Genomic DNA, 24,827 nt, shown 5'->3' with positions numbered 1-24,827 from the left:
GCTGCTCGCGGGGGCTTCGGCGGATTCGGTCAGGCGGCGGCCGGGGTGAGGGCGCCGTTGTGGCCGAGGGCCTTGAGTTGGCGGACGAGGTCCCGGCTCCTGCGGTGGGGGGCGAGGTTGCGGGTGTGGAAGTCGGCGCCGAGATCCCGGTAGCGGCCGGTCAGGGCGTTCATGAGGTGCCAGACGGACACCAGGATCGAGCAGACGACGGCCCCCTTTTCGGTGGCGGAAGTGCCCTGCCACCCGAAAGCCGCATGAGGCAACGACCTCCACCGTCATCTATGGGGCGCCCAACACCCTGATCATCGTCCGCCACCGGCTCCCGACACCCGGAGGTCACCGGGCGACACCACTTCCGAGTCCTCGTGTCCAGCCAGCGTCCAGAATTCGACGTCCGGACGCTGACACATCCCACCCACGACCCCATCCTCCAGCCGTGGGCCGATACGTCTACGCAGGTCAGAGCGACCTCAACTAACGCTGACGGCAGCGGAGTCGAACTCACGAGCAGCGGATTCAGCCCCGTGGACCAACGCCCTGAATCCGCCCCCCAGATGAGACGTTTCCGCAGGTCACAGGCGTGCACAGTGGGGCGGGTGGGACTCGAACCCACGGCCGACGGATTATGAGTCCGCTGCTCTGCTCCACAGCGAGATTCGCTCCTTCGACACCCCAGTCGCCAACATCCGGCGCGGCCACACCCGGATCACCATCACCACCATCCGCGCGCTGCAGGATCGGTCTCTGGTCTCCCGCGAGCCGTCCCCGCACACGCTGCACGACCTTGCTGCACACCGCCGCGGCCGGAGGATCCCTGCAACTGCGCCAGCCCAGCCCGGCGCTGGAACGCCTCGTCGCACTCACCGGCTCCGGTTCCCTCTTCCTCACCCTCCCGGATGCCCACGCCGGGAACCCAACGCACCCGCAGCCCTTCCTCCTGCCCCAGGCCGCATACTGGCTCGCTCCGGCCATGCCCGCTCTCCCGGGCGGTGTGCTCTGACAGCCTTACCCGGGCCGGGCCGACCGCGGACGGGCGCAGGTCACCTGCCCCTCGCCACGCGCGCGACGCCCCTGAGTCTGCGTCGGCTCAACCGCTGGCAGGCCGAGGGACTGCGCGAGGACCTGGCAGACCTGTATGCGGAGTCCTGCGCTACAACGCCTGGTTGGGAGCACCGCGGCCGGAAGGACTTCCTGCGGCATCTCACTCACGACACCTGGCGACCGGGGTTCACCATGCTGACCGCCCAGGCACCCTGCCTGGTGGGATACACGTTCGGATTCCCCGTAGCGCACGACGGCTCCTGGTGGAGCGGGTTCCGTGGAACTCTCCCGCAGGACATCGCTCAACTCACCACGTCCGGACAGGTCTTCGCCATCAGCGGGACGGTGGTCCGTCCCTCCGAGCGCTACCACGGCCTGGCCGACCGTCTCCAGGAGCGCCTGCTCGCCGACCACCGGGCTCTACTCGGCGCAACCCTGGTGGACCGGACCCATCGTGCGGCCTGTGCCGGATTCCGGTCCCGGGGATGGCACGACATCGGCCTGCTCTACAGGCCACCGGGCCCCACCGTACTGCGGGCCCTTGTCCTTCCCCTCGCAGAGCGGACAGCCGCGGAGCCGGGTGACCTCGCGCACCCGGCACGAATCCAGTAGCCGCAGGAGGATCAGCAGTCAGGCTCGCGTGCGAGGGGATCACCGGATGAACGGCGTTACGGCAAGCGGGACTTGTGACGACTGACGGCCGGTCGCCCCGGGTCCAGGGGCCGGCGGCCGGGCAGGCGGCGGACCCATGTCGGCCTCGCCATCTTGGTCCTGCTCGGTATGAAGGCCGACGAGCCGCACGACGGAGGCTTGGTCATCGGCGACGTGATCGCCCGCCACCTCCGGTTGCCTGCGGTCACGAACCTCGGTCGGCGCGACGATGACGCCTGACAGCAGGTCACACCGTTCCCCGGCGGAAACCACTCCCAAGACAAGGGTGCATGCGATGGATCAGCAGCTCCTGTCCAGGACGTTCGTCGAGCTGGCCGACAACCTGGTCGCCGACTTCGACCTGATGGACTTCCTGTGCCTGCTGGCCGACCGCTGTGTCGGCATGCTCGGGGTGAATGCGGCCGGGGTACTGCTCGCCGACCGCAACGGCGAACTCCGGGTCATGGCCGCCTCCAGCGAACAGGTACGCCTGCTCGAACTCTTCCAGCTCCAGAATGACGAAGGCCCCTGCCTGGAGAGCTTCCGCACCGGCGCACCGGTCTCCGTCCCCGACGTGACCACAGAGATCCACCGCTGGCCGCGCTTCGCCGCGCAGGCTCACCGCAGTGGGTTCGCGGCGGTCCAGGCCCTGCCGATGCGTCTGCGGGACGAGGTCGTCGGCGCCCTGAACCTCTTCCGCTCCGACGCCGGTCCCTTCGATCCGGTCGGCACGCTCATCGCCCAGGCCCTCGCCGACGTCGCCACCATCAGCCTGCTGCAGCAACGCACCACCCATCGCAGCACGATCCTCAACGAACAGCTCCAGACCGCGCTGAGCAGCCGGATCCTGATCGAACAGGCCAAGGGCAAGCTCGCCGAACGCCTCGACATCGACATGGAACAGGCTTTCTCCGCGCTGCGCGCCTACGCCCGCGCCCATAACCGCCGCCTGTCCGACCTGGCCCGCACCTTCATCGACGGCACCGAACCCCTCAACGGCCTGGTCGTCTGACCATCCGTGACCGAACTCCGACGCACCGCAGCCCGCCGTCACCAGCAGGCGGGCGGCCGGTGGCATCCTCGCTCGGTCATCACTGACTCGCGAACTGACGGCATCCACAGGGAAGTTCGGGAACTCCCGCTGCCACCTGCGGGTTCCGTACGGTGCGCGACGACGCGGTCAGGCAATCCCGGTGCCGCGCACCAGCAGCAACGCCACGTCCACCACCGCCACGGCGACCGCTGCCGCGAACGCCGCCCGTTCGCGGTGACGTCCCAGCACCGTGCCCGCCACCGCGACCAGGCCGGCCACCGCCAGCGCCGCCACTCCCCACCTGCCGGGTGGCCCGGCGGGCCCCAGCGCCAGCACAGCGGACGCGGCCACCAGCGGCACCGGCAGCAGCAGCCGCGCGCCGTCCGGACCCAGCCGGTGCGGCCATCCCCGTACGCCCGTCGCCAGATCCCCGCGAATGTCCGGCAGCACATCGCCCAGATGGGCGCCGACCCCCAGCAACGCCCCGGCGGTGACGACCCACCAGGCCGGCCACGGATGCCCGGGCAGCCCCAGCGCCACGAACGCCGGGAGTGCGGCGAAACCCACCGCGTACGGCGCCCAGGACCATGCCGTCGCCTTGAGCCGCAGGTCGTACGCCCACGCCGCCGCCACCCCGGCCAGGTGGACGGCGCCCGCCCACAGTCCGCAGGCGAGCGAGAGCGGCACGCACAGCGCCAGCGCGACGTACGCGGCCACCCACACCTCCGTCACACCGACCGTGCCGTCGACGACGGGTTTGCCACGGCGGCCGGCGGCGATGTCCCGGCGCGCGTCGAACGCGTCGTTGCACCAGCCGACGGACAGCTGCCCGGTCAGCACGGCTGCGGCGGTCAGGGTACAACGCGCGGCGCCCTGGCCCGCGGTGACGGCGAGCGCGGCCATCAGGGCGGTGACCGCCACGACAGGCCCGGGGTGGCACGACCCGGCCAGGCCGACCACCCGACCGGCCCAACTCGCCTCGGGGCCGCCGGTCGTCGAGTGCTCGGGAGTGCCCACCCGGCCGATCGTAGGCGCCCGGGCACCACCCGGCTGAAGCACGCGCTCTCCGGGGCGAACGGCCGTACAGGCGATTCATGGTGTCGAAGTCCCGGTCCGGGGAACACGTAGTGAGCAACCCACCCAAGTCGGTAACCGGACGGGAACCACATGACGCGGATCGCCGCCGTTCACGGCGCCCTCGCACCGCACCGTCGCACCCAGTCCGAGATCACCGACATGGTGGCCCGCACCTGCCTGCCGGAGCGCACCGACCGCCGGGTCCTGGACCGGCTGCACCGCAGCGCGAAGGTCGGCTCCCGTCACATGACGCTGCCACTCGAACGGTACGGGGAACTCGACGGATTCGGCGCCGCCAACGACGTCTACATCGCCGCCGCCACCGACCTGGGCGCCAAGGCCGTCCGAGACGCACTGCACCTGGCCGGTCTGGCCCCAGCCGACGTGGACCTGCTGGTCTTCACCTCCGTCACCGGTATCGCCATCCCCTCCATCGACGCCCGCCTGGTCGGCCGCCTCGGGCTGCGGCCGGACGTCACACGGCTCCCCCTCTTCGGCCTGGGCTGTGCCGGCGGCGCCGCCGGTCTGGCCCGTGTGCACGACTACCTGCTGGGCCGGCCCGACGACGTGGCGGTGCTGCTGTCCGTCGAACTGTGCTCGCTCACCTTCCAGCGCAACGACGCCTCCATGGCCAACCTGGTCGCCACCGGACTCTTCGGCGACGGCGCCGCCACTGTCGTCGCCTGCGGCACGAACCGTCCGCGCCGCCCGGACGAGACCGCCGGCCCGACGATCGTGGACACCCGCAGCCACCTGTATCCGGACACCGGGCGCGTCATGGGCTGGGACATCAAGGACACCGGCTTCCAGATCGTCCTCGACCCGCAGGTCCCCGAGGTCGTACGCCGCTACCTCGCCGACGACGTCGAGGGCTTCCTCGGCGACCACGGGATCAAGCCGAAGGACGTGACCGCCTGGGTGTGCCACCCCGGCGGCCCCAAGGTCCTCGAGGCCGTCACCGAAGCCCTCGACCTGCCCGACGACGCACTCGATGTGACCTGGCGTCACCTGGCCGACGTCGGCAACCTGTCCTCGTCGTCGGTGCTCCACGTACTGCGCGACACCCTGACCGAACGCCGCCCGCCACCGGGCACCCCGGGCGTGCTGCTGGCCATGGGGCCCGGCTTCGCCTGCGAACTCGTCCTGCTGCGCTGGTAGTTCAGACGCTCGAAGGCACGAAGGACACGAAGGACACGAAGGACACATGATCTGGTACGGACTGCTGGTGGCCGCCGTCGCCGCCGAGCGTGTCGCCGAACTCGTCGTCGCCCGCCACAACGAACGCTGGAGCACCGCCCGCGGCGCGACTGTGACCGGGCAGGGCCACTACCCGGCGATGGTCGCCCTCCACACCGGCCTGCTGGTCGCCTGCCCGGCCGAGGTCTGGCTGGCCGACCGGCCCTTCGTACCCACCCTGGCCTGGCCGATGCTGGCCGTACTGGCAGGCGCGCAGGCACTGCGGTGGTGGTGCATCCGCACCCTTGGCCCCCGCTGGAACACCCGGGTGATCGTCGTCCCCGGCCTGCCGCTGGTGACGAACGGCCCCTACCGGTGGCGGTGGCTGCGGCACCCGAACTACGTGGCCGTCGTCGCCGAGGGCGTGGCCCTGCCACTCGTCCACACCGCCTGGGCCACCGCGGCCGTGTTCACGATCCTCAATGCCGCCCTGCTCACCGTGCGCATCCGCTGCGAGAACCAGGCACTCGCCACCGCGACCACACCAACCACGCCCGCTCGGGCGTGATCGACGTCCTGGTGGCCGGCGGCGGACCCGCCGGACTGGCAGCCGCCATCCACGCCGCGCTCGCCGGCCTGGAGGCCGTCGTCGTCGAACCCCGGACCACGCCCGTGGACAAAGCCTGCGGAGAAGGAGTCATGCCCGGCGGCGTCAGCGCGCTGCGAGCACTGGGCATCGAGGTCACCGGCCGCGAACTGCGCGGCATCCGCTACCTGGACGGCACCACCCACACCGAAGCGTCCTTCCGCGGCGGTAACGGGCTGGGAATCCGCCGTACGGCGCTGCACTCCGCACTGCACCAGCGCGCCCTCGGCCTCGGCGTGCGCATGCTGCCGGGGAAAGTCGGCGAGGTCCGCCAGAGCGCGGACACGGTCACCGCCGCCGGAACCACGGCCCGTTGGCTGATCGCCGCCGACGGCCTGCACTCCCCCCTGCGCCGCAGCCTGGGCCTGGAACTGCCCGGCCGCCCCCACGGCCGCTACGGACTGCGCCGCCACTACCGCGTCGAACCGTGGACAGACTTCGTCGAGGTCCACTGGTCCCGGCACGGCGAGGCATATGTGACACCGGTCGACGACGACCTGGTCGGCGTCGCGGTCCTCAGCCGCAGCCGTCGCGGCTACGACGAACACCTGGCCGGCTTCCCGACCCTCACCACGTCACTGCGCGGCCCGGCCGCCACAGAGGTGCGCGGCGCCGGACCTCTGCGACAGCGCGCGCGGCGCAGAGTCGCCGGCCGTGTCCTTCTCGTCGGCGACGCCGCGGGCTACCTGGATGCCCTCACCGGCGAGGGCATCGCCCTCGCGATGGCAACGGCCGGGGCAGCCATCCGATGCCTGGCCGCAGACCGTCCGGACGCATACGAGCGCACCTGGTCCCGGCTGACCCGACGCCACCGACTACTGACCGGAGCCCTGCTGGCCGCGAGCCGCCGCCCCGGCACCGCCCGCCTCATCGTCCCCGCTGCGTCCCGGATGCCCCCGCTGTTCTCAGCCGCGGTCCACGCACTGCAGTAGTGGCCCGCTCCCTCTCCCTGCCGAAAGCGAATAAAACCAACCGTGCGCGCGCTCTCCGCGTCGGCAGAGGTGGGTCAATTCACCAGAGGATCGAGTAGCTCCCCAAGGCCGTTTCCCCCTGGACACTGATCGGCTGCCGCGGTCGACCGTCTGCGAACGGCACTGCTGATACCACGGGTCTTCGGCCGCCCGGTCCGCAGGTCGACTGATTCGAGACGGTTGCCTCGTTCACACCGTCAGCAGGTCTGGCGGCGGGGGTCGCTGCCGACTCCGGCGCGGGATGTACGCGACTGATCGGCGCCGTCCGGGGAACCCAGCAGGCAGCGGCGCAGCCACCGGGATCACGTGTGGCTCGTCGTCCACCGGTAGGGGTAAACAGATGCTCGCATTCGTGGCCGCCGCACTCTTCGCCATCGCCTTCATCATCCGCGTCACCGAAACGTCGACCGACGTGATCTTCAGCCCGACAAGCCTCATGCTCGTCGGGCTTGCCTTCCTCGCCGCGCACTCGGCCGGAGTGGGGTCAGGCTGGTCCACCCGGCGAAGCTCCAGCCGGGGAAGTTCCACCCGAGGCAACTCCACCCGGAGAAGCGGAAGTCGACGCTGAGCAAGCGATGTGTTCCACCTTCTCGTTGACAGATCCGAACGCGGAGCCGCTGCGAATTGCCTTCCACCCAGGGCGAGTTGAGCCCAGATCAGGCGATCACTGCCTGCAGTCGGCGACTGTCCCCATGCTGTGGAGGAGCCATGGGGCGGAGTCCTTGTCCCTGCCCGCCTCGCGACTAGATGATCGATTCCAAGGGGGCCGTGGTCGTACGCCAGGAGTGATTGCTCAACTGGTTGGCCGGTGCGGTCGTTGTGCCAGATCGCGGCGGCCAGGGCCAGGACGCGCCGGACGACGTGGACCCAGGCTCCGGCGGGGGTGTGGCCGCCGTGGTGTTCGAGGTGAGGTTGGCCTTTGAAGGTGTCGTTGATGGACTCGATGACTTGTCGTAGTGGCTTGAAGAACTGGGTCCCGGGCCGCGGGTTCTCGCCTTTGCGGGCTGGGCGGAGCAGATTCAGGTCGGCCCCGGTCAGGGTGGTCTCAATGTTTGCTCGCCCTGCAAGACGGACACTTTCGCGTGCTTCGAAACATTGTTCGCCTCGTCGGCGGCGAAGAGACTTGAGGTGTAGGAGAAGAGACTTGAGGTGTAGGAAACGAACCGCGCGTGGGGTTCGTCCTCACCCGCCACCATTCTTCCCCCGGTTCCTGCAGTGATCCGCATCAGCCGAAGACCCATCCCCCACACTCGATGAAGGAGTCACCATGAACGTTGCGCCGAACGCTGCAGTCGATATCGATCGCAATGCGCCGGTCATCTCGCACGCGGAGATGCTCATCGAGGCACCGTTGGATGTCCTCTGGGACTTGCACACCGACGTCAACTCTTGGCCCAGTTGGCGGCCGGACGTGACCGGGGCAGCGCTCGACGTACCGTTCGCCATCGGTTCATCCTTCCAGTGGCAAACCGCAGGTCTTGACATCACATCGGTGATCAGTCAGATCGACACCGGGTCGAGGACGACCTGGGGCGGACCCGCGAACGGCATCGACGGCGTGCACGTCTGGGAATTCTCCGAGACCGGCCGGGGAGTTCTCGTGCGCACGACGGAGTCGTGGAGCGGCGAGCCGGTGCGTGCGAACGTCGACGCTCTGCAATCAGCCCTCGACGAGTCCCTGCGTGCATGGTTGCGCGATCTTCGCGATGAGGCTGCGCAGCGCTCACATCACTGAAATCGGGAACAGCCCGACGTCGCTCCCGCTCGGCTGGGAAGCCAGCGCATGACTGCCGAGCACCGAAACTCTGTGTGCTCTGGCGACGGAGCCTTGGACCTTGTCCTAGATTGCGCCGCCCTGCTGCACGCGAATGGTCAGTCGACCGACATGACCGTGACCGCAGTGGGGCGCCTCAACGACGGTCTCGGTGCCAGCAGCACCCTCGTGCCGTCCTGGGTAACCGTCATGCTCGTCGACCAGGGTCCACAGGCGGGCATCTCGTGTGCGCCGGCAACACCCTCGTCGATCAACATGCGCCGCGTGTCCGCAGCCATGCGCGTCATCGATCGCGCCGAGGACGGGCCTCTCGATGAGGGCCAGGTTCGGTCTGGGCTCGCGGCCGCAGCCACCGAGCGCAGTTCGAGTCTCGCCGAGTTCGCCCTCGCGTGCGCCACCGGCGCTGCCGCCCTTGCGGTGATCTTCGGTGAGACGGCACCCGTCGTCGTTGCAATCATCGCAGCTCGGATACTCACCCCGTATGCGACGACGACCTGGAGGTCGATGGCGGTCTGCTTCTCGCCGACCTCGACCTTGACGCCGCGCCCCGCGCTCGCGTGCCCGCCGGGGACCCGGTCGCGTACGGCGCCCATGCTGCGAGTGAATCCGCCGCCCAACGCGTTGATTCCAGGGACCTCCCGTGCGGCGATCCCGGCGATCTTCTCCACCACCCCGTCCGCGATGGTCGTCCGGCCGCGGCTCGCCGGCGGTTCCTGAGGCCCGGGCTGTGCGGTCTGAAGCGTCGTACCCGCACCTATACCCGGCTCATCGGGATCGGACTTGTACAGGGCTGAACCGTTCGGCTCCGTCATGCGAAGCCACCTCCTCGGGCAGTAGACCAACTGCCATACCTGAGCGGACGTCGGCCGCCACCTTGGTGCCGTTCTCCCAAGTACCGCGCAGGGCACCGGACATGCGCGCGCCACCGGTCTTTTGACGCCTTCCACATCCTGAGATGAGGGTGGCTTCGGGCCGTCTGCCGCGCGGGGTCGAGGACTATGCTGTTGTCCAGGCGTCCCAGACCCCGGCGGCTTGTCGTTGCTCGACACAGATGGCTGCGGGGAGCGGATTCTTCGTTCGTCACCCGGCGCATCCCTGGAGGGAACCGGGTGGGTTCGCTGTCCTGTCGCACAGTCCCTGGGACCGGCCCTCGCTCCGCCTCCGCCGAACGTACGCCCCTGCCGACAGCGCGCCAAGAGGGGCCGGGAAACCCGGCATCCCCACCTCGCTGCCGGATGGTCTTCTGAACCGAGGCGTCATGCCCGTCCCCCAGCTCACCATCCACCGTCATGACCGACACAACCGGGCACTGATCACCCTGTCCGGTGAGATCGACCTGGAATCGGCGCCGCTGGTTCGCGCAGCACTGGCGCGGTGCTTGAGCGACGGCATCCGTATCGTCGATGTCGACCTCACCCCTGTGACCTTCTGCGACTGCAGCGGCCTCAACTCCTTCCTCTACGCCACGCAGAAGACCACCGAGGCCGGCGGCATCCTGCAACTGCACCACCCGCCACCGACACTGGAGCGGATCCTCGACCTCACCGGATGCGGGCTCCTGCTCCTCGGCGCTCCGGTCGGGCAGCTGTCATCTCCTCCCGGGGATGTCCCGGCCCCGGCCGTCCAACCTCCGCCGCGCCGGAGTGCTCCGCTGGTGGCTGCCGGCTCGGGCGATGCGCGATGGCGGCCTAGCCGGAGCAGAAAGCAGCAACACGGGCCCCGTGAAGGCGAGTTGTCCACCATGGAGGCGGTGCGGTTGCGCCGCGTGAACCACTGGCTGGCGCAGGGCCTGGGCGGGGAGCTGGCGGAGTTGTACGTCGACTCCCGCGAGATGTCCGCCGCCGAGGCGCATCGCAGCCGCAGCCGCCACGACTTCCTGAACCGTCTCACCGGTGACATCCGGCGGCCGGGGTTCGCCATGGTGATCGCGGAGACGGACCACGTGGTCGGATGCGCCTTCGGGTTCCCGGTACGCAGTGACGGCTTCTGGTGGCTCGGGTTCGACGGAGCACTGCCGCACAGCATCGAGCAACTCACCGCGTCCGGGGGCGTCTTCGCCATCACCAGCATCCTGGTGCAGCCACACCCGCAGGACCAGGTCGTGGGTCGCCGGTTGCAGGAGCGGCTGCTGAGCGACCACCAGGTATCCCTCGGCGCCACTCTGGCGGATCCCGACGATCACCCGACGCTCGTCTCGCTCCGCTCCTGGGGATGGCTGGACGTAGGAGAGATCTGGGGGCCCATGAGCGCAGCGCTGCTGCGGGTGCTGGTCCTTCCCCTCGGGGAAGGAACCGTAGCGAGACTGGAGGGTCTCGCGCACGATGCCCAAACCCGGTGGCCTGAGTGAGGTCCGACAGCCGCTCGGCCCGTATCCAGGTACTGGTCGCCGAGCAGGCGGCCCGACGTGGTGCCCGGGTCGGCGTGCTGGACGTGTGCACCGCGGCCGTGGCCGCACTCCCGGTCGGCGGTGCCGGCGTATCAGCGATGTCCCGGACCGCGGCGAGCCATCCGCTGTGCAGCACCGACACCATCAGCGAACAACTGGAAGAACTCCAGCTCACCCTGGGCGAGGGGCCCTGCGTGGACGCCTTCACCCACGGCTCCGCCGTCCTCACACCCGACCTGCTGACCGGCCAACTGCAGGACCGCTGGTCCGTGTTCGCGGATGCAGCCCTGGAGGCCGGGGCACGCGCGGTCTTCGCGCTCCCCCTGCAGATGGGGGCGATCAGCCCGGGAGTCCTCGACCTGTACGCCGATGTACCCACCGTGCTGGGCACGGAGGAGTTGGCCGATGCGATGGCGTTCGCCGATCTCGCGACGCTGCTCCTGCTCGACGCACGGATCGAGGAGACAGGCGCGCCCGACGGAGTACTGCTGGACCGGGGCTTCGAGGACCTGGGCGGCTACCGGGCGGAGATCGACCAGGCCACCGGCATCCTCACCGTCCAGCTCGGAGTCGGCATCGACGAAGCCTTCGTACGGCTCCGTGCCTACTCCTATACGCAGGGACGCCGGCTCGCCGACGTGGCAGCCGACGTGGTGGCCCACCGGCTCCGCTTCTCCCCGGACGCTGAACCCACCCGAACCGACGAGGACACCTGATGCACCGGTGCCATCCGATGAACGTGCTGTCCTTCCCGCCCCCTCCCGGCGGGACTAGTCTCAATCGAGGGTGCCCACGATGAATCAGCAGCTCCTGGCCAAGACCTTCGTCGAGCTGGCCGACAACCTGGTCGCCGACTTCGACCTCATTGATTTTCTGCGCCTGCTCACCGACCGGTGCGTCGGCCTGCTCGGCGCGAGCGCCGCCGGGGTACTGCTCGCCGACCGCGACGGCGAACTACGCGTGATGGCCGCCTCCGACGAACAAGTACGCCTGCTCGAACTCTTCCAGCTCCAGAACGACGAAGGCCCTTGCCTGGAGTGCTATCAGACCGGCACCCCCGTGCTCGTCACTGACCTGACCCGGGAGGTCGAGCGCTGGCCGCGGTTCGCCACGGCCGCCCACCGCAGCGGTTTCGGGGCGGTCCAAGCGCTGCCTATGCGACTGCGGGACGAGGTCGTCGGCGCCCTGAACCTGTTCCGCGCCGAACCCGGCCCCTTCGACCCGGCCGCCACACTCATCGCCCAGGCGCTCGCCGACGTGGCCACCATCAGCCTGCTGCAGCAGCGCTCCAGCGTGCGCAGCACAATCCTCAACGAGCAACTGCAGACGGCGCTGAACAGCCGCATCCTGATCGAGCAGGCCAAGGGCAAACTCGCCGAACGCCAGAACATCGACATGGAGCAGGCGTTCACCACCCTGCGCGGCTACGCCCGTTCCCACAACCGGCGCCTGTCAGATGTGGCCCGCGCCTTCATCGACGAGTCCGAACCCCTCTCCGGACTGGCGGCCTAACCGTCTGCCCACCCTGGCGCCGGCTGTCGCACCTCCAGACGCTGCCGAAGCGGCTCGGGTCACCGTGTTACAGGTGGCGCCAGCGGGCCGAGGCGAAGGAGAGGATGCCGAAGAGGATCAGTCCGATCGCGACGGCGACCAGGAGCCCTGGTCCCACCGGTGTCTGCGTGAAGCTGCGGAGCGTCGCGTCCACTCCTTTGGCCTCGTCCGGATTGAAACGAACGGCTGCCACCAAGATGAAAATTCCGGCCGCGGCGAACACCAGGCCACGTGCCACGCCTCCGCCCACGCCCAGAGCGGTGACGATCTGCCGCATGCGGTGGCTCATGGCGGCGGTGTCCAGCTGTTTCAGGAAGCGCCGCATGGCGGCCCGCACGGCGAGTACCACGCCGATGCCGATCAGCAGGCAGCCCGCGGCGCCCACCAGCACCTGGCCGTAGGGCAGTTGGAGCACCGATGCCGTCCAGTCCTGCGACTTCGCGTTACCACTGGAACCCTGCCCGCCCCCTGCGGCATACACAGCCGTACCTCAGCAGACGAAGGCGTAGAAGAGAGCCCGCCCGCCGTCAAGGACGCGCGAGGCCGCCTTACGTCGAGGCCCCCTGGCCAGGATCGCTCGGGAGCCCCGCCACAGCGCCATACAGCCGAAGCCGACGACCAGCGCCCACAGCATCGTTTTCCCCAAAGGCTGCGCCGCGACCTGGGCCAGCGCACCCTGGCGGTCCGCCGTCCCACCGCCGCTGCCGAGGGCGATCCGGACGGCCAGTACGCCGATGAGCACATACACCACGCCTCGTGCGGCAAAGCCCGCCCGGCGCCGGTCAGCGTCTGTTGCTCCGTCGAGCGCCGGGTCCTGCGCCTGGCGGTCCGGCGCCGCCCGTGGACTCTGGACGTTGTCACAATGCCGTCCTCTGATCGTAGGTGTCGGCCATCACCTGGTGGCGCAGACGTACGCAGGTGCGGATGATCAGTCGGGAGACGTACATCTGGGAGATGCCGAGTTGCAGGGCGATGCGGCTCTGTGTCATCTCGCAGAAGAACCTCATGTAGAGGATGTGCCGTTCGCGTTCGGGCAGGGCCCGTAGCAGGGGGCGGAGTGCCTCGCGGTTGACGACCCGGTCGAAGCCGGGCTCCGTGTCGCCGAGGATCTCGGTCAGCGGGTTGCCGTGCTCGGTGCGGCCGGGCACGGCGTCCAGGGACAGGGCGGCGAAGCTCTCCAGCGCACCCTGGCCCAGCCGTACCTCCGCCTCGGTCAGACCGGTGTGCGCGGCGATCTCCGGGACGGAGGGTTCGCGGCCGCCCGGCGCACCGCACTCCTGGGCGGCGAAGCGGACCTGGATGCGTAAGTCCTGTACGTGTCGCGGCACGTGCACGATCCAGAGGCTGTCTCGGAAATGCCGTTTCACTTCGCCGAGGATCGTCGGTATGGCATAGCTCGGGAAGGCGGTGCCAAGAGTCGGGTCGAACCGGAACACGGCTTTGACCAGGCCGAGTTGGGCGACCTGTTTGAGGTCGTCGAAAGTCTCGCCACGATGACGGAAGCGCCGGGCCAGCCGCACGGCCATCGGCATCCAGGCGCACACCACCTCCTGGCGCAGCGCGGACCTCTCCGGACCGTCCGGGAGGGCGGCGATACGGCGGAACGCGGCGTCGGTGTCCGGGGCATCGTCGTAGGTGCGAGTGCGGCGGCGGCTCTGCGTGCGGGGGTACGGCATGGGCGCGTGTCTCCCTGATCGGTGGAGTCGCTCACCGTGGGAGCCGGCAGACCTCAGCACACGGGGAGCAGCGAACACCGCTCCCACGGGCGTGCCTCCGGTCCGAAGCACACCGGACGGCTTCCCGTGCAGCCCGCTCTCAAACAGAGGGCAGCGGACTCCCGGGGGAGCCCGCGTGGCTTCTGCTGAAAGCCCCGCTCTGTCGGTACTGCAGGGATCCCGATCGTCAACGGGCAATGCGGAATGGGGCGTTGGGCGATTCCTGCGGGCGGGCAGTCGCGTGGTCGGTACCTCTACGGGTACGCAGTCGGCATGAGACACCTCCGCGGTATCGACGCACGGCTCTTCGCGCGCGTCGCCTCGGCCCACCCCCTGCTGCCCTGGCTGGCCGGCGCGGCCGTCATGGGCCTGTCCGGCAACCGTGGCGCGCGCCGTGCCGCCCTGCGCGGCACCGGCTCCCTGGCCCTGGCCTCCGCCGCCGTCGGCATCGCCACCAAGTCGGCCTCCAGTCACCGGTTTCTCCCTCGGCCCGCCACTCCGACGTCGGCGTCCGGGCATACAGCAGCCGTCGCCGCGTTCGCAGCTGCCGTCACACTGGAATCACCCTGGCTGGGGATGTCTCTCATCCCCCTCGCCACAACGGCCGCCGTCCTTCGCGCCCGGCACGGCACACGCGCGCCCGGTGACGTGCTCGCCGGTGCCGCGCTCGGGGTCGGTGTCGCGGCGGCGACCTGCCGTTGGTGGCCGGTGCATGTGGACGAGCCCGCGGACGCCGCCCGACCGAACGTCTCCGTCCCCGCGCTTCCCGCGGGACTGGGGCTGATCGCTGTCGTCAACGGCGATGCCGGTGGTGACACCCCGGCCGAGGCCGAGCTACGGATTCTCCTGCCGATGGCGGACCTACGGCTCTGTGGCAGTGGCGTCGACCTGCACCTGGTGCTCGACCAGGCCGCCAAGGACGTGCTCGCCCACGGTGGCGCACTCGGCGTCGCCGGCGGCGACGGGACGGTCAACGCGGCAGCCGTCCGGGCCACCGAGAGCGGACTGCCCCTGGCCGTGTTCCCCGCCGGCACCCTCAACCACTTCGCCGCCGACCTCGGGCTGACGACCCTGCAGTCCACCGCCGACGCCGTGGAGGCGGGTCGCGGCGGAGCCGTCGACCTCGGCCGGGTCACCTCCTCGGACGGGACCGGCACGTACTTCCTCAACACCTTCAGCATCGGCGTCTACCCCGAACTCGTCCGGGCCCGGGAAACCCGCGAGAGGCGCCTGGGCAAGTGGCCCGCCCTGTGCGTCGGCCTGCTCCGGGTTCTGGCGGACGGCACGCCCCGCAAGGTCGTCATCGACGGGCGGCGACGGCAGCTCTGGCTGCTCTTCGCCGGCAACAGCCGTTACGACCCGCCCGGCTTCGCACCCTCCTACCGCCGCAGTCTCAACGACGGCCTCCTCGACATCCGCACCGTGGACGGCAGCCACCCCTTCGCCCGCACCCGTCTCGTCGCCGCCTTCCTCACCGGCACCCTCGCCCGCTCCCGCGTCTACCAGGCGACCATGGTCACCCGGCTGCGGATCGACGGAATGGGCGAGGAGGAGGACTACACCCGTGACGGCGAGGTGAGCCCGGCCTCCGACACACTCCACCTCTCCAAAGCGACCCACGCACTCACGGTCTACCTGCCACCACCGCGGTGATTCGGGAAGGGACCAGGTCGGTGTTTGAGGTCCACGAGGCGGGCTACCCAACAGAAGCGTCCAACGGCCGTGCCGGACGAAGGCACCGGAGAGTTGAGCTCACAGCTCCCGGTGCCGCCCGCCTGCGGGGATACAGACCCTTCACTGCCGGTCTTCCGTATGAAGGCGCCGCAGCGCCCGGCGAAGTTCCTGTTGTATGGGCGCAGGGAGCGTCACGTCGTTCGTCGTGGCGACCAGCGCCGCGGCCACGTCCCGGAGTTTGACGTTGCAGTGCTGCGACACGTCCACCAGCAGGCCCCAGGCCCTGTGACTGGAGCACGGCGCCAGGGCCATCACCATGCCGCGCGCCTGGTCGATCACCGCACGACTTACCAGCGCCCGCTCCAACTGCTCATTCCTGGCTCGCAGTTCGAGGATCTCGATGGCCAACGCCGTGTCCTCCGTCGACGTCACAGCCGTCGGCAGAGGCTGTTCTTCGCGGGACGTGGTCAGTTGGTGCATGGTGCGTACCTCACAGCCCAGTCCTCACAACGCAGTCGTCGTGCCCATGAGCCGTCAGCGGCGGGCCAGTTGCCGTTCACCGGCCCCACCGGGCTGGCAGAGCAGGCCGTAGTGCTTGAAGATCGCGTCCTGGATGGGGCGAAGAACAGGCGGTACCGCGTGGGCAGCCCGGTCCGTACCGCCGCCACGGCCAGCTCGTCGGTGGTGGCGGTGTCCAAGTAGACCGCTTCGAGCACGCCGATCGTGTGGCCTCGGTATCGACGACATCGCGGTCGCGCCACTCGCGCACATCCGCTGTGTGAATCATGGCCTTCCCCTTCCGGACGGCTCAGCCGACGGTTGGTGCGTCGCACCCTCGGTCTTCCGCGTAGAGCCGCCGCAGCGCATGCCGCAGCGCGCGCCGCATCAGCCGCGAGAGCGGCTCACCCTCCCAGGCAGCGACCACGGCGGCTGCCACGTCCGGAAGTTGGACGTTGCACTGCCGCGCGACGTCCACCAGCAGGCTCCTGGCCGGCCCGCGGCGACAGGGGGCCAGGACCATCACCATGCCGCACGCCTGGTCGACGATCGTCCGACCGGCCAGCACGCGACGGAGCTGATCGTTCTCGGCGCGCAGCGCCACGACATCCTGGCCCGCCGGGCCCTCCTCCGCTGAGGCTTCGGCCCCCGGATTCCACCAGTCCTTCGGAAGGAAGGCTGTGCGGCGCATGGCATCTGCCTCTCCACGGTTTCCGCGCGTCCGGTGTGGCGAAAGCCGTCCCGGAACCTCTGGATGTCGGGCCGTTCATCGCTCACCCACGGCGTTCACGGTCCCTGCGGTCCTCGCGCCTCCAGCGCGCCCGGTGCCGACGGCTGTAGCGGCGGTCCCAGCGGTCCTGCCGATCCCGGCGGTTCTCGTAGTCCCGGTACTCCCCGAGATCGGAACCGTCACGACGGATCCAGCCGCCACCACCGCGGCCGTGCCGGGTGGCGGCAAAGACCAGCACGGCCGCGGCGACCCACCAAAGGGGATTGAGGAAGCCGAGGCCGAACAGGACCACGATGAGGATGAGAAGCAGAACGAACACGGCGGGCCTCCCCGGGGCGGAACAATGCGTCACTGCCGGGGGCCGGGGCCTGTTCCAACAGCGTAGCTCTGCCCAGAGGTTGCGGACAGCGACCCATGTAACGGTCTGCCACCTGGCACGAATGGCCACTTGACGCCTGTCGCGGGAGTGCGGCGAGGGGCCAACGTGCGTGGTACGGCCCGAGCCCCCGGCAGCGTCGATCACCTCTCGCGCCCCTTCGGGGGCGCATCTCGCGCATCAGTGCCGGAACCCGTCCCGCCCCCACGGGCCGGTCCCGCACCCGCCGTCGCCACCAGATCCGGCGCGGCGTCGATGCGCCCCGGGGCGGGCACCCTTCTACTGTCCGCCGCCTCGCACGCATACCACCGCAGGCGGCACACATGTACGCCCTCATCCTTCCGGCCTCGACCCCCTTCGTCCTCCTCGCCACTGTGCTGGGCCTGTCCTGGTGGGAGGACCGCATCCTGCCGACACCAGAGCCGGTCGAAGCCCTCATCGAGGATCTGTTGGCCCCAGCGGCCCCTGCCCAGCTCTCTGAACTCCCCCGTATCGACACCGCGTTGACACGGGAAGTCGCCGGGCGTTGACTGACAGCACGGTGTAGGGCTGTGCCTCTCCGGATCGTTCGGGCGGCATTCCCGCTCCCCCGCTTCGCCCGGCCCCCGCGGAACTCAGGCACTTCCCGCGATCCGGAGGCCCGGCAATGATCCTGTGGATCCTTCTCTTTCTGCTGATCCTGGTGGTGTTCGGGTTCGGCTTCACCATGCAGGCCCTCTGGTGGGCCGCCGCCGTACTCCTGGTCGTCTGGATCTTCGGCTTCGCGAGGCGCGGGCGCGGCGGTGGCAGACGAAGCCGGGGCCGCCGGTACGGCCGCAGCCGCGGGTAGTCCACACCGGGTCGTTCCCCCGCCCGCCGGACGAGCGGCCCCTATGGCGATCACGCGCGGGAGCCCATCAAGCAAATAGGCAGAGGACAGCCATGAGCGTCAAACAGACGATCAAGCACAAGACCCAGGCGTTCAAGGGAAGGATCACCGAACGCATCGGCCGCACCACCCGCAACAGGCGACTGCAGCGGCACGGCAGGACCGACCAGATCTCCGGAAACCTGAAGCAGTTCGGCGACAAGGCCAAAGACGCCTTCAAGCGCTGACCAGCACCGCCCCGGGTGGCAGCCGGATCGCGTGGACGCCACCCGGCAGGCCAACACGGAATCGATGGCCGCTTGATCCAGCACTGCGAGGTTTGCCCCGTTGTGAGGCGACTGGGTCTTTGGCTCCCTCCTCGTCGACGAAGCCCTCCAGACCGTCGGCCTCACCGCGCACGCAACTCCCCGCCCGCCTGTTCTGCCCACAGGCCGTCACCGACACCGGCGCGACACTCTCGACGCGCCTCGAAGCCCGCCTGCTTGCCGTTGATCACGCGCAGGGGTTCGCCGTCGACGAAGATGACGTGTGTGGAAGAAGGCGTCCAGGCCCTCGGGGCCGGGTTCGCGGCCGTAGCCGGACTGCTTGACGCCGCCGAACGGCACGCTGATGTCTACGGTGATGCCGTTGTTCAGGTTCACCATGCCGGCGTGGATCCGGGGAGGGCCACGGTCGATGCAGAAGCGGCTGACACCCGGATAGCGGAAAACCTCCAGGTCGACATCCCTCTTCCACAGTTTGATCCTGGGCGAAAGGACGCCGTCCTTGTTGATGAGGGTGACGTGGCACAGCGTGGCCACCTGCGGCCGATCGTCGAGGAGGAACTCGGTGATCAGGCGACCTCCGCGGGTGTCGTAGAAGTAGCGAAGTCCGGTGCCGCGGATCTCAAGGTCCGAGAAGTCCTGCCGCGTGACGTCGAACTCCGTGGTCGGCGGACCGATGCGGAGACGCCGCACGATAGGCGGATCGGCCTCGGCCGTCTGGTTCCTCCAGTCCGATGGGACGGCCGGCAGGTGCCCTATGTCGCCTTCGACCACGAGGGACTGAACGTCTTGGCGCTGGAGCCTGGTGAGCACGGGTTCCAGCCGCTGCCAGATCGCGTCGGTGACCGCTTTCGTGCACGCGGGCAGCAATACGCGATCCGCGGTGAGGACAGCCTCGTACGTGTCGTCCGTCCAACCGTCTCCGGGCATGGGCTGGTAGAGGCCACCGTCACGGCGCTGCGTCAGGACTGTCGCCCGGAGGAGGTCGCGAGGCACTTCCTCGCCGTCGCGGTCGAGGAAGCTGTCGGGCTGTCCGAGAACGAGGTCGAGTTTGCCGGTGTCGTCGTCGGCAAGGGGGAGCGAGACCATGGGGCCAGTGGCCTGCGTGGGAACCGCCTTGTAAATCGGCCGACTCGACACGAACTCGAAGCGCGGAAGGTCCAGCCGTCCGGCCCGAGGAGGCGGTTCAGCTCCTCGACACGTCGGGATGACTGGTCGACGTCAGGCTGTACCTCTGGATGAACGAGCACTTCATCGGGGCCATCGAGGAGTTGAAAGCGTGAGGCCCCAAGCTCCAACCAGACCCGCCGTCAGCACCCGGGGAAGATCACCAACAGAGTCCCGGCATTGCAACTAGCTCGTCAAGGAGCCCATGTCTGTGCGACGTCTCACAGCAATGTGTTCGGCGTTCTCAGAGGGCATTTGATCAGTGTTCGGGATTCCGTGGGTGTACCGTCTGCTTCCGATCACCAGGTTGGTGTTGGTTCCCCGGTGAGTTCGCGGCTCGGTTTGTCAGCCATTGCGACCCACCAGGGCCAATGCACGGGGATGCAGGGGCACATCAGGTCCGTCGAACGCACCCCCGTGAGCGGTCGACGAGGTCATGACCCGACGAAACGGGGTGTGCGGTGCTCGAAACCGTGTTGCGGAGTGATGAGTTACCGGTCGCCGACCGGTTCGGCTGGTGGTGCGACCTCATCTCGCGCACCCTCATGCCGACGACGTTCACCAGCGATCAGGCCGATGATTTCCGGGCCACCGCCAGGCTGCTGGAATTCGGGACACTGGGAGTGTCGGTGCTGTCCCAGCCAACGCTTCACTGCCGTCGGACACCGGCGCTGATACGCCGCTCGGATCCGGACCACTACCAGATGACGCTGATGCTGCGGGGCGGCAGCCAGGGCTTCTCCCACTGCAGACGCGACGTGTTGATGCAGGTCGGTGACGTGGTGCTGTCCGACACCTCCCACCCCTTCGACGCCTGGGTCCTCCCCGAGGAGCATGGGGTAGGAATCATCCTGCTGAGCGTCCCCCGCGAGGAGATTCCCCTCCCGGCGGCGAAGGTCGACCGCCTCCTCGCGGTCCCGCTGCCGGGAACCACCGGCATGGGAGCACTCCTGTCGCACTTCGTGACCCGCATGGCCGCCGAGTCCGCCTCCTGCCGACCACAGGACGCCGTACGCCTGGGCTCGATCACCCTGGAACTGATCACCGCATTCCTCGCCCACCACGCGGACATCGACGGCGCCGTTCCCCCCGAGAGCCGCCAGCAGGCGCTGATGACCGGCATCCACTCCTTCATAGAGACCAACCTGGCCGACCCGCACCTCTCGCCCGCCACGGTCGCCGCCGCTCACCACATCTCGGTGCGCTACCTGCACCGGCTGTTCCAGCAGCAGGACACATCCGTCTCCTCCTGGATCCGCCGGCGCAGGCTGGAACGATGCCGCCGGGACCTGGCCGAGCCCCAGTTGTCGACGCGGCCCGTCCACGCCATAGGCACCCGATGGGGCTTCTCACACGCCGCCGACTTCAGCCGGGCCTTCCGGGCCGCCTACGGCATCCCGCCCGGCGACTACCGGAAACGAGCCAGCAGGTCACGTCAGTGCGCCGACCGTCAAGAGCCGTGCGCTGACCGTTAACGATTCTCCGATCCAACGGTGATGCACTCAGTAGTGCAAGGACCTCGATCAGCACACAGTCGCGGGCGAGGCGGCGGTGCATCGTGATCCAACCAATACTTCGCTCCACTACCCAGCCTCACCCGTTCACTGGCCGCCTGCTGCTTCGGCGTCAGCCCGCCTCCCCGCGCATACCTCATGACCCCGGCATACCGCAGGGATCACGGAACGTCAGCACCCACCCCTACGGGTTCAACCTCAGCAGACGCTGCGGGACCCGGTGAGTGGGACCACGGGAACAGCCGCAGCCCGGTGGCTCGACTGGACGAACGGAGCGCAACCACTATGAGATTCCGCGTCTTTCTGACGGCTGTGGGGGTGGCCGCGTCCCTGGTAGCCACGTCCTCAACAGCTTCCGTATCAACGGCTGTTGCTGCTGTCCTGGCGGACGACGGAGAGGTCCTCGCGCTCCCCCGGACCCTCGCGGACGACGATACCGTCGAGTCGCCCGCCGTCGTCAACGGTGAAGCCGCCGCGTCAGCCGACGGCATGGGCGCGCTGCTCCTCGACGGCGACTTCCGCTGCTCCGCCTCCATCGTCGCCGCCGAGTGGGTGCTGACCGCGAAGCACTGCGTCGTCGACAGCACGGGCGACGGAGCGAAACTGGCGGCGGACCGGCTGTCGGTCCGGGTCAAGAGCCTCGACCGCACGAGCGGCGGCGGTGTGGTGAACGTCGAATACACCAAGGTGCGCACCAGCCATGACATCGCGCTCCTGCATCTCACCCGCTCGGCCAACGCCGAGTACGTGCGTCTGCCGACGGTGAACCCGGCCGTGGGCACCACCAACTACATCTTCGGCTGGGGCTCGACCAACGGCTACAGCGGTGCGTCCACGTACCTCAAGCGCGCGACGGTCGAGGTCACCGATGTCAACGCCGCGGACAACTACGGCGGTCCGGCCATCCGCAGCTACAAGATCAACGGCTACGCCTGCTACGGCGACTCGGGCGGTCCGCAGTTCAAGCTCGTCGACGGCCTGCGCTACCAGGTCGGCGTGCTGTCCACGGTCACCAGCAGTGGCGGGGTCTGCCAGGGCTACCAGACCTACGCGAGTGTGCCGGCCAGCCTCGACTGGATCAACGAGGTGGCCGGTCTCTGAGAGGCGCGCTCACAGCCTCTCGTGGTCTTCCCCTTTCTTCACCAACAGAAGGATGAGCTTTGAGAATTCGTACTTTCCTCACCGCGGCCGCGATCATCGGGGCGAGCCTTTTCGGAGCGGGTGCGCCCTCCGCGACGGCGGCCGACACCGACCTCACCACGATTCTGCCGATCGGCGCGAGTGGCGACGGGGTGACCGAGGACCCCGCGATCGTGAACGGCGAAGCAGCGGACTCGGCCGACGGCATCGCCGCGATCCTGTGGGACAACTCCGATGCGGGCACGGGGCGCGGCAATCTGCTCTGCAGCGGCTCCATCATCGCCGAACGGTGGATTCTCACCGCGAAGCACTGCTTCTCGACGACGGGGATCGGCCAGGACGCCTCGAAGATCCAGGTTCGGGTCAAGAGCACGAAGTACAACGACGGCGGGGGTGTGATCGAGGTGGACGACATCAAGTTGCGCGCCAGTCACGACATCGCCCTGCTCCACCTCACACGTGACGCGAACTCCGAGCACGTCCGACTGGCGAGTGCCAGCCCGGTGGTGGGTTCCACCAACTACGTCTTCGGCTGGGGTTCGCAGAGCAATCGCTATGGTGCTCCGTCCGTGAACCTCAAGCGGGCGACGATCAAGGTCACCGACATCGACTACGTGGACTCGGTCGGCGGCCGGGCCATCTTGAGCTCGAAAGGCAACGGCATAGTCTGTTCCGGCGACTCGGGCGGTCCGCAGTTCAAGCTCGTCGACGGCCTGCGCTACCAGGTCGGTGTGACCTCTCAGACCGGGGTCGTGAACAACATCTGCGTCGGCCCCATGACGGCCGCGACCGTTCCCACCAGCCTCGACTGGATCAACAGCGTCGCGGGTCTCTAGTACGTCCGACTGAGCCGATGCGGCGCCCGAGGTGTTCCTGGCCCCGGGCGCCGCACCGCGGCATATCGCCCTCCCGGCGAACGGTTGTCCGGGGCTACTGAGGCGTCTGCTTACTGGACCCACCCGCGACAGTCAGGGGGCTGATCCTCTTCTGGGTCCGCTTCGCTCCGGTGATGTCGAATTCGGCACCGTACCTCCACTGTTCGCGATTTCGACCCGACTCGGGGATGGATTGTTATAGACCTGGCGGGCAGAAGTTCTTGACCTGCGATTTGCGTATGGTTTGCGCGCCGGTGACCCTGGATTCCCGTTTTATCGTGCGTTGGATGTTGCGGGAAGTGGCTTGACGGCTTGACGTTGCCTTTGCGTGTCATATTATGGGTCAGTGATAAAAAAGAAAATCGCCCCTCTGGGGCGTTCCTTCCGATTGGCTTTGCTGCTCATCATGTCGTTGATGGCGGCGGTGATTTCGGCGCCTCCCGCTTCGGCCCTGGACGGGACCTGCTCGGAATCCGGGAACTATGAGGCCTGTTTCACCTATGGGGCCGGTGTCGAGGACCGTCTGATCGCGGCCAAGATAAAGTCCAAGATCGACGCGACGACGGCTGCCGCGGCCGCTGGTGAGACCGGTGACTATATTCGCGTCGCGCTCTACAACTGGGATGTCGACGGCGGTGGCACCGCAATAGCGAACTCGCTGGCGGCGGCTGCCGGGGCCGGCGTGAGTGTGCGTGTCGTGATCGGTCCGTCGAGTCAGGACATCAAGGACATCTTCACTGCTGCCGGTATCGACTGGAAGCTCTGCGACAAATCCTGCGTGGAAACCGATAGCGGCGCCATGCACAACAAGTTCTTCGTGATCAAAAAGGGTGACACAAAGCTGGTGCTTCAGAGTTCCAGCAACCTGGGCGCGTGGCAGGCCCAGCACGCGCAGAACCTGCTGATAAGCCGCGACGATGCCCTGCTGTTCTCCGCCTATGTGAACTACTGGCGCCGTCTGTACGCGAAAAACTGGACGTACGACAGTGTCACCTGGAGCACCGACGCCGACAGGACTGTCGACGGCAGTAACGACCTGTCGAAGGCCTACTTCTTCCCACAGCCCAACAGCAACCGGGTAGCCGATGTTCTGGGCAACGTCAGCGAGTGCGTGGACGGCAATGACCGGATCTGGATGGAGGCGAGCCTGGTCGAGGACGAGACTTACGCGCAGGACATCATCACCCAGCTGAATCGACTCCAGAACCTCGGCTGTGATGTCAAGATCATCGTCCAGGAACAGTCCGGCAAGGACATCATCCAGAAATACGGTGTCGACGACATCCAGATCAGCTGCGACGGCTGGAGCCACAACAAGCTGCTCCTGATCGACGCGAAATACGCCGGCGAGTGGCGCAAGGCCGTGTTCACCGGCTCCTACAACCTCACCGAGAACTCGTCGCATCGGGCCAACGACGTGATGCTGCGTGTCATCGACGGATGGGTCACCAACCGCTATATCGATCAGTTCCAGACGCTGTGGACGAACCCGCACGCTTGCGACCAGGGCACCTGAGAAACGCCGGGAGCGGCGGAGTCCCCCTGCCTCGATCATTCACGTACGCGTGCCGGCCTGAGGTGATCGGTCGAGGTTGATGGTTCGTCCTGGTTCGCCCTTCGGATGGTGGTGATGTTCCGGCCTGTGTGTCGTGTTTCCACGGGCCGAGGATGGGGCGGGTCTCCTCCTTCCGGGAATCGGGG

General features: G+C 68.4%; 27 protein-coding genes and 3 pseudogenes. 19 read left to right on the top strand and 11 right to left on the bottom strand.

The genetic code is table 11. The features are described from left to right. Positions 1-29: 29 nt before the first annotated feature. Positions 30-263 carry a hypothetical protein gene (locus tag OG407_RS48195; protein WP_405867660.1) on the bottom strand — a complete coding sequence of 78 codons (234 nt, stop codon included), beginning with the start codon at positions 261-263 and terminating at the stop codon, positions 30-32. A gap of 521 nt (positions 264-784) precedes the next feature. On the opposite strand from OG407_RS48195, the gene OG407_RS48190 reads away from it, so the two are divergent. From OG407_RS48190 to OG407_RS48180, 3 genes are all read left to right on the top strand, one after another. Then, entirely contained in the window at positions 785-1,000 is a 216-nt protein-coding gene (locus OG407_RS48190) for a hypothetical protein (RefSeq protein ID WP_405867658.1), read from the top strand. Between the two features lie 233 nt (positions 1,001-1,233). Then, on the top strand, positions 1,234-1,653 hold the full coding sequence (locus tag OG407_RS48185) for a hypothetical protein (RefSeq protein ID WP_405867656.1): 420 nt from the start codon (positions 1,234-1,236) through the stop codon (positions 1,651-1,653). A 334-nt stretch (positions 1,654-1,987) separates the two neighbouring features. Then, the gene (locus OG407_RS48180) at positions 1,988-2,704 is read left to right on the top strand and encodes an ANTAR domain-containing protein (protein ID WP_405867654.1); all 717 of its coding nucleotides are present in this window, start codon (positions 1,988-1,990) and stop codon (positions 2,702-2,704) included. 168 nt (positions 2,705-2,872) lie between these two features. Here the strand turns inward: OG407_RS48180 and OG407_RS48175 are convergent, their stop codons facing one another. Beyond that, a complete protein-coding gene (locus OG407_RS48175; protein ID WP_405867652.1) occupies positions 2,873-3,742 on the bottom strand; it encodes a UbiA family prenyltransferase in 870 nt (289 codons plus the stop codon). A gap of 150 nt (positions 3,743-3,892) precedes the next feature. Here OG407_RS48175 and OG407_RS48170 point away from each other — a divergent pair, with 150 nt between their 5' ends. From OG407_RS48170 to OG407_RS48150, 5 genes and pseudogenes are all read left to right on the top strand, one after another. Further along, on the top strand, positions 3,893-4,960 hold the full coding sequence (locus tag OG407_RS48170) for a type III polyketide synthase (RefSeq protein ID WP_405867650.1): 1,068 nt from the start codon (positions 3,893-3,895) through the stop codon (positions 4,958-4,960). Between the two features lie 46 nt (positions 4,961-5,006). Beyond that, positions 5,007-5,546, top strand: a complete 540-nt coding sequence (locus tag OG407_RS48165) for an isoprenylcysteine carboxyl methyltransferase family protein (protein WP_405867648.1) — start codon at positions 5,007-5,009, stop codon at positions 5,544-5,546. Further along, the gene (locus OG407_RS48160) at positions 5,543-6,556 is read left to right on the top strand and encodes an NAD(P)/FAD-dependent oxidoreductase (RefSeq protein WP_405867646.1); all 1,014 of its coding nucleotides are present in this window, start codon (positions 5,543-5,545) and stop codon (positions 6,554-6,556) included. The genes OG407_RS48165 and OG407_RS48160 overlap by 4 nt, the downstream gene beginning before the upstream one ends. A gap of 1,306 nt (positions 6,557-7,862) precedes the next feature. Further along, positions 7,863-8,330 carry an SRPBCC family protein gene (locus OG407_RS48155; RefSeq protein WP_405867644.1) on the top strand — a complete coding sequence of 156 codons (468 nt, stop codon included), beginning with the start codon at positions 7,863-7,865 and terminating at the stop codon, positions 8,328-8,330. 48 nt (positions 8,331-8,378) lie between these two features. Continuing rightward, a pseudogene (locus OG407_RS48150) lies at positions 8,379-8,822 on the top strand (hypothetical protein); the annotation flags it as partial. A 14-nt stretch (positions 8,823-8,836) separates the two neighbouring features. Here OG407_RS48150 and OG407_RS48145 read toward each other — a convergent pair. Beyond that, positions 8,837-9,181: pseudogene (locus tag OG407_RS48145) on the bottom strand (Asp23/Gls24 family envelope stress response protein); the annotation flags it as partial. A 446-nt stretch (positions 9,182-9,627) separates the two neighbouring features. Between OG407_RS48145 and OG407_RS48140 the strand changes: the two are divergent. The 3 genes from OG407_RS48140 to OG407_RS48130 all read left to right on the top strand — a co-directional run bounded on the left by OG407_RS48140 (position 9,628) and on the right by OG407_RS48130 (position 12,267). Beyond that, entirely contained in the window at positions 9,628-10,716 is a 1,089-nt protein-coding gene (locus OG407_RS48140) for an STAS domain-containing protein (protein ID WP_405867642.1), read from the top strand. Beyond that, positions 10,713-11,471, top strand: coding sequence for an ANTAR domain-containing protein (locus OG407_RS48135; RefSeq protein WP_405867640.1), 759 nt, complete (start codon positions 10,713-10,715; stop codon positions 11,469-11,471). The genes OG407_RS48140 and OG407_RS48135 overlap by 4 nt, the downstream gene beginning before the upstream one ends. Before the next feature lie 79 nt (positions 11,472-11,550). Further along, positions 11,551-12,267 carry an ANTAR domain-containing protein gene (locus OG407_RS48130; protein WP_405867638.1) on the top strand — a complete coding sequence of 239 codons (717 nt, stop codon included), beginning with the start codon at positions 11,551-11,553 and terminating at the stop codon, positions 12,265-12,267. A gap of 67 nt (positions 12,268-12,334) precedes the next feature. On the opposite strand, the gene OG407_RS48125 is transcribed toward OG407_RS48130, so the two are convergent. The 3 genes from OG407_RS48125 to OG407_RS48115 all read right to left on the bottom strand — a co-directional run bounded on the left by OG407_RS48125 (position 12,335) and on the right by OG407_RS48115 (position 13,982). Beyond that, complete coding sequence (locus OG407_RS48125) at positions 12,335-12,787, bottom strand: DUF1206 domain-containing protein (RefSeq protein ID WP_405867636.1); 453 nt, start codon at positions 12,785-12,787, stop codon at positions 12,335-12,337. 9 nt (positions 12,788-12,796) lie between these two features. Next, positions 12,797-13,057, bottom strand: coding sequence for a DUF1206 domain-containing protein (locus OG407_RS48120; protein WP_405867634.1), 261 nt, complete (start codon positions 13,055-13,057; stop codon positions 12,797-12,799). 106 nt (positions 13,058-13,163) lie between these two features. Further along, positions 13,164-13,982 (bottom strand): SigB/SigF/SigG family RNA polymerase sigma factor, encoded by an 819-nt coding sequence (locus OG407_RS48115; protein WP_405867632.1) that lies wholly within the window; start codon positions 13,980-13,982, stop codon positions 13,164-13,166. 312 nt (positions 13,983-14,294) lie between these two features. On the opposite strand from OG407_RS48115, the gene OG407_RS48110 reads away from it, so the two are divergent. After that, positions 14,295-15,674 carry a diacylglycerol/lipid kinase family protein gene (locus tag OG407_RS48110; RefSeq protein ID WP_405867630.1) on the top strand — a complete coding sequence of 460 codons (1,380 nt, stop codon included), beginning with the start codon at positions 14,295-14,297 and terminating at the stop codon, positions 15,672-15,674. Positions 15,675-15,815: 141 nt separating this feature from the next. On the opposite strand, the gene OG407_RS48105 is transcribed toward OG407_RS48110, so the two are convergent. From OG407_RS48105 to OG407_RS48090, 4 genes and pseudogenes are all read right to left on the bottom strand, one after another. After that, the gene (locus OG407_RS48105) at positions 15,816-16,175 is read right to left on the bottom strand and encodes an ANTAR domain-containing protein (RefSeq protein WP_405867628.1); all 360 of its coding nucleotides are present in this window, start codon (positions 16,173-16,175) and stop codon (positions 15,816-15,818) included. Between the two features lie 54 nt (positions 16,176-16,229). Continuing rightward, a pseudogene (locus tag OG407_RS48100) lies at positions 16,230-16,482 on the bottom strand (PRC-barrel domain containing protein). Between the two features lie 21 nt (positions 16,483-16,503). Further along, a complete protein-coding gene (locus tag OG407_RS48095) occupies positions 16,504-16,884 on the bottom strand; it encodes an ANTAR domain-containing protein (protein WP_405867626.1) in 381 nt (126 codons plus the stop codon). 82 nt (positions 16,885-16,966) lie between these two features. After that, positions 16,967-17,242 carry a hypothetical protein gene (locus tag OG407_RS48090; RefSeq protein WP_405867624.1) on the bottom strand — a complete coding sequence of 92 codons (276 nt, stop codon included), beginning with the start codon at positions 17,240-17,242 and terminating at the stop codon, positions 16,967-16,969. Between the two features lie 380 nt (positions 17,243-17,622). Here OG407_RS48090 and OG407_RS48085 point away from each other — a divergent pair, with 380 nt between their 5' ends. The 3 genes from OG407_RS48085 (at position 17,623) to OG407_RS48075 (ending at position 18,394) form a co-directional block, all read left to right on the top strand. Next, on the top strand, positions 17,623-17,829 hold the full coding sequence (locus tag OG407_RS48085) for a hypothetical protein (protein ID WP_400974923.1): 207 nt from the start codon (positions 17,623-17,625) through the stop codon (positions 17,827-17,829). Between the two features lie 116 nt (positions 17,830-17,945). Beyond that, positions 17,946-18,128, top strand: coding sequence for a hydrophobic protein (locus OG407_RS48080; RefSeq protein ID WP_405867622.1), 183 nt, complete (start codon positions 17,946-17,948; stop codon positions 18,126-18,128). Between the two features lie 92 nt (positions 18,129-18,220). Further along, positions 18,221-18,394, top strand: a complete 174-nt coding sequence (locus OG407_RS48075) for a CsbD family protein (RefSeq protein ID WP_405867620.1) — start codon at positions 18,221-18,223, stop codon at positions 18,392-18,394. 207 nt (positions 18,395-18,601) lie between these two features. Here the strand turns inward: OG407_RS48075 and OG407_RS48070 are convergent, their stop codons facing one another. Next, the gene (locus OG407_RS48070) at positions 18,602-19,570 is read right to left on the bottom strand and encodes an aldehyde dehydrogenase family protein (RefSeq protein ID WP_405867618.1); all 969 of its coding nucleotides are present in this window, start codon (positions 19,568-19,570) and stop codon (positions 18,602-18,604) included. A 488-nt stretch (positions 19,571-20,058) separates the two neighbouring features. On the opposite strand from OG407_RS48070, the gene OG407_RS48065 reads away from it, so the two are divergent. From OG407_RS48065 to OG407_RS48050, 4 genes are all read left to right on the top strand, one after another. Next, the gene (locus OG407_RS48065) at positions 20,059-21,072 is read left to right on the top strand and encodes a helix-turn-helix domain-containing protein (protein ID WP_405867616.1); all 1,014 of its coding nucleotides are present in this window, start codon (positions 20,059-20,061) and stop codon (positions 21,070-21,072) included. 324 nt (positions 21,073-21,396) lie between these two features. Then, positions 21,397-22,212: a S1 family peptidase gene (locus tag OG407_RS48060; RefSeq protein ID WP_405867614.1), complete on the top strand. Its 816-nt coding sequence runs from the start codon at positions 21,397-21,399 to the stop codon at positions 22,210-22,212. A gap of 59 nt (positions 22,213-22,271) precedes the next feature. After that, positions 22,272-23,087 carry a S1 family peptidase gene (locus tag OG407_RS48055; protein WP_405867612.1) on the top strand — a complete coding sequence of 272 codons (816 nt, stop codon included), beginning with the start codon at positions 22,272-22,274 and terminating at the stop codon, positions 23,085-23,087. A 385-nt stretch (positions 23,088-23,472) separates the two neighbouring features. After that, positions 23,473-24,642 (top strand): phospholipase D-like domain-containing protein, encoded by a 1,170-nt coding sequence (locus tag OG407_RS48050; RefSeq protein WP_405867610.1) that lies wholly within the window; start codon positions 23,473-23,475, stop codon positions 24,640-24,642. The last annotated feature ends 185 nt before the right edge of the window (positions 24,643-24,827 follow it).

It is taken from the genome of Streptomyces sp. NBC_01515 (assembly GCF_045040345.1).
In the GTDB taxonomy this organism is placed as follows: Bacteria; Actinomycetota; Actinomycetes; order Streptomycetales; family Streptomycetaceae; genus Streptomyces.
Note: the sequence above shows the minus strand (reverse complement) of the source record. Positions and strands in the feature narration are given on the sequence as shown.

Excerpts from the sequence above, each read along its gene's own strand:
- OG407_RS48170 (WP_405867650.1), top strand. The coding sequence starts at position 3,893 with ATGACGCGGATCGCCGCCGTTCACGGCGCCCTCGCACCGCACCGTCGC.
- OG407_RS48105 (WP_405867628.1), bottom strand. The coding sequence starts at position 16,175 with ATGCACCAACTGACCACGTCCCGCGAAGAACAGCCTCTGCCGACGGCT.
- OG407_RS48110 (WP_405867630.1), top strand. The coding sequence starts at position 14,295 with ATGAGACACCTCCGCGGTATCGACGCACGGCTCTTCGCGCGCGTCGCC.
- OG407_RS48085 (WP_400974923.1), top strand. The coding sequence starts at position 17,623 with ATGTACGCCCTCATCCTTCCGGCCTCGACCCCCTTCGTCCTCCTCGCC.
- OG407_RS48155 (WP_405867644.1), top strand. The coding sequence starts at position 7,863 with ATGAACGTTGCGCCGAACGCTGCAGTCGATATCGATCGCAATGCGCCG.
- OG407_RS48185 (WP_405867656.1), top strand. The coding sequence starts at position 1,234 with ATGCTGACCGCCCAGGCACCCTGCCTGGTGGGATACACGTTCGGATTC.
- OG407_RS48080 (WP_405867622.1), top strand. The coding sequence starts at position 17,946 with ATGATCCTGTGGATCCTTCTCTTTCTGCTGATCCTGGTGGTGTTCGGG.
- OG407_RS48180 (WP_405867654.1), top strand. The coding sequence starts at position 1,988 with ATGGATCAGCAGCTCCTGTCCAGGACGTTCGTCGAGCTGGCCGACAAC.
- OG407_RS48115 (WP_405867632.1), bottom strand. The coding sequence starts at position 13,982 with ATGCCGTACCCCCGCACGCAGAGCCGCCGCCGCACTCGCACCTACGAC.
- OG407_RS48095 (WP_405867626.1), bottom strand. The coding sequence starts at position 16,884 with ATGCGCCGCACAGCCTTCCTTCCGAAGGACTGGTGGAATCCGGGGGCC.
- OG407_RS48165 (WP_405867648.1), top strand. The coding sequence starts at position 5,007 with ATGATCTGGTACGGACTGCTGGTGGCCGCCGTCGCCGCCGAGCGTGTC.
- OG407_RS48075 (WP_405867620.1), top strand. The coding sequence starts at position 18,221 with ATGAGCGTCAAACAGACGATCAAGCACAAGACCCAGGCGTTCAAGGGA.
- OG407_RS48060 (WP_405867614.1), top strand. The coding sequence starts at position 21,397 with ATGAGATTCCGCGTCTTTCTGACGGCTGTGGGGGTGGCCGCGTCCCTG.
- OG407_RS48130 (WP_405867638.1), top strand. The coding sequence starts at position 11,551 with ATGAATCAGCAGCTCCTGGCCAAGACCTTCGTCGAGCTGGCCGACAAC.
- OG407_RS48140 (WP_405867642.1), top strand. The coding sequence starts at position 9,628 with ATGCCCGTCCCCCAGCTCACCATCCACCGTCATGACCGACACAACCGG.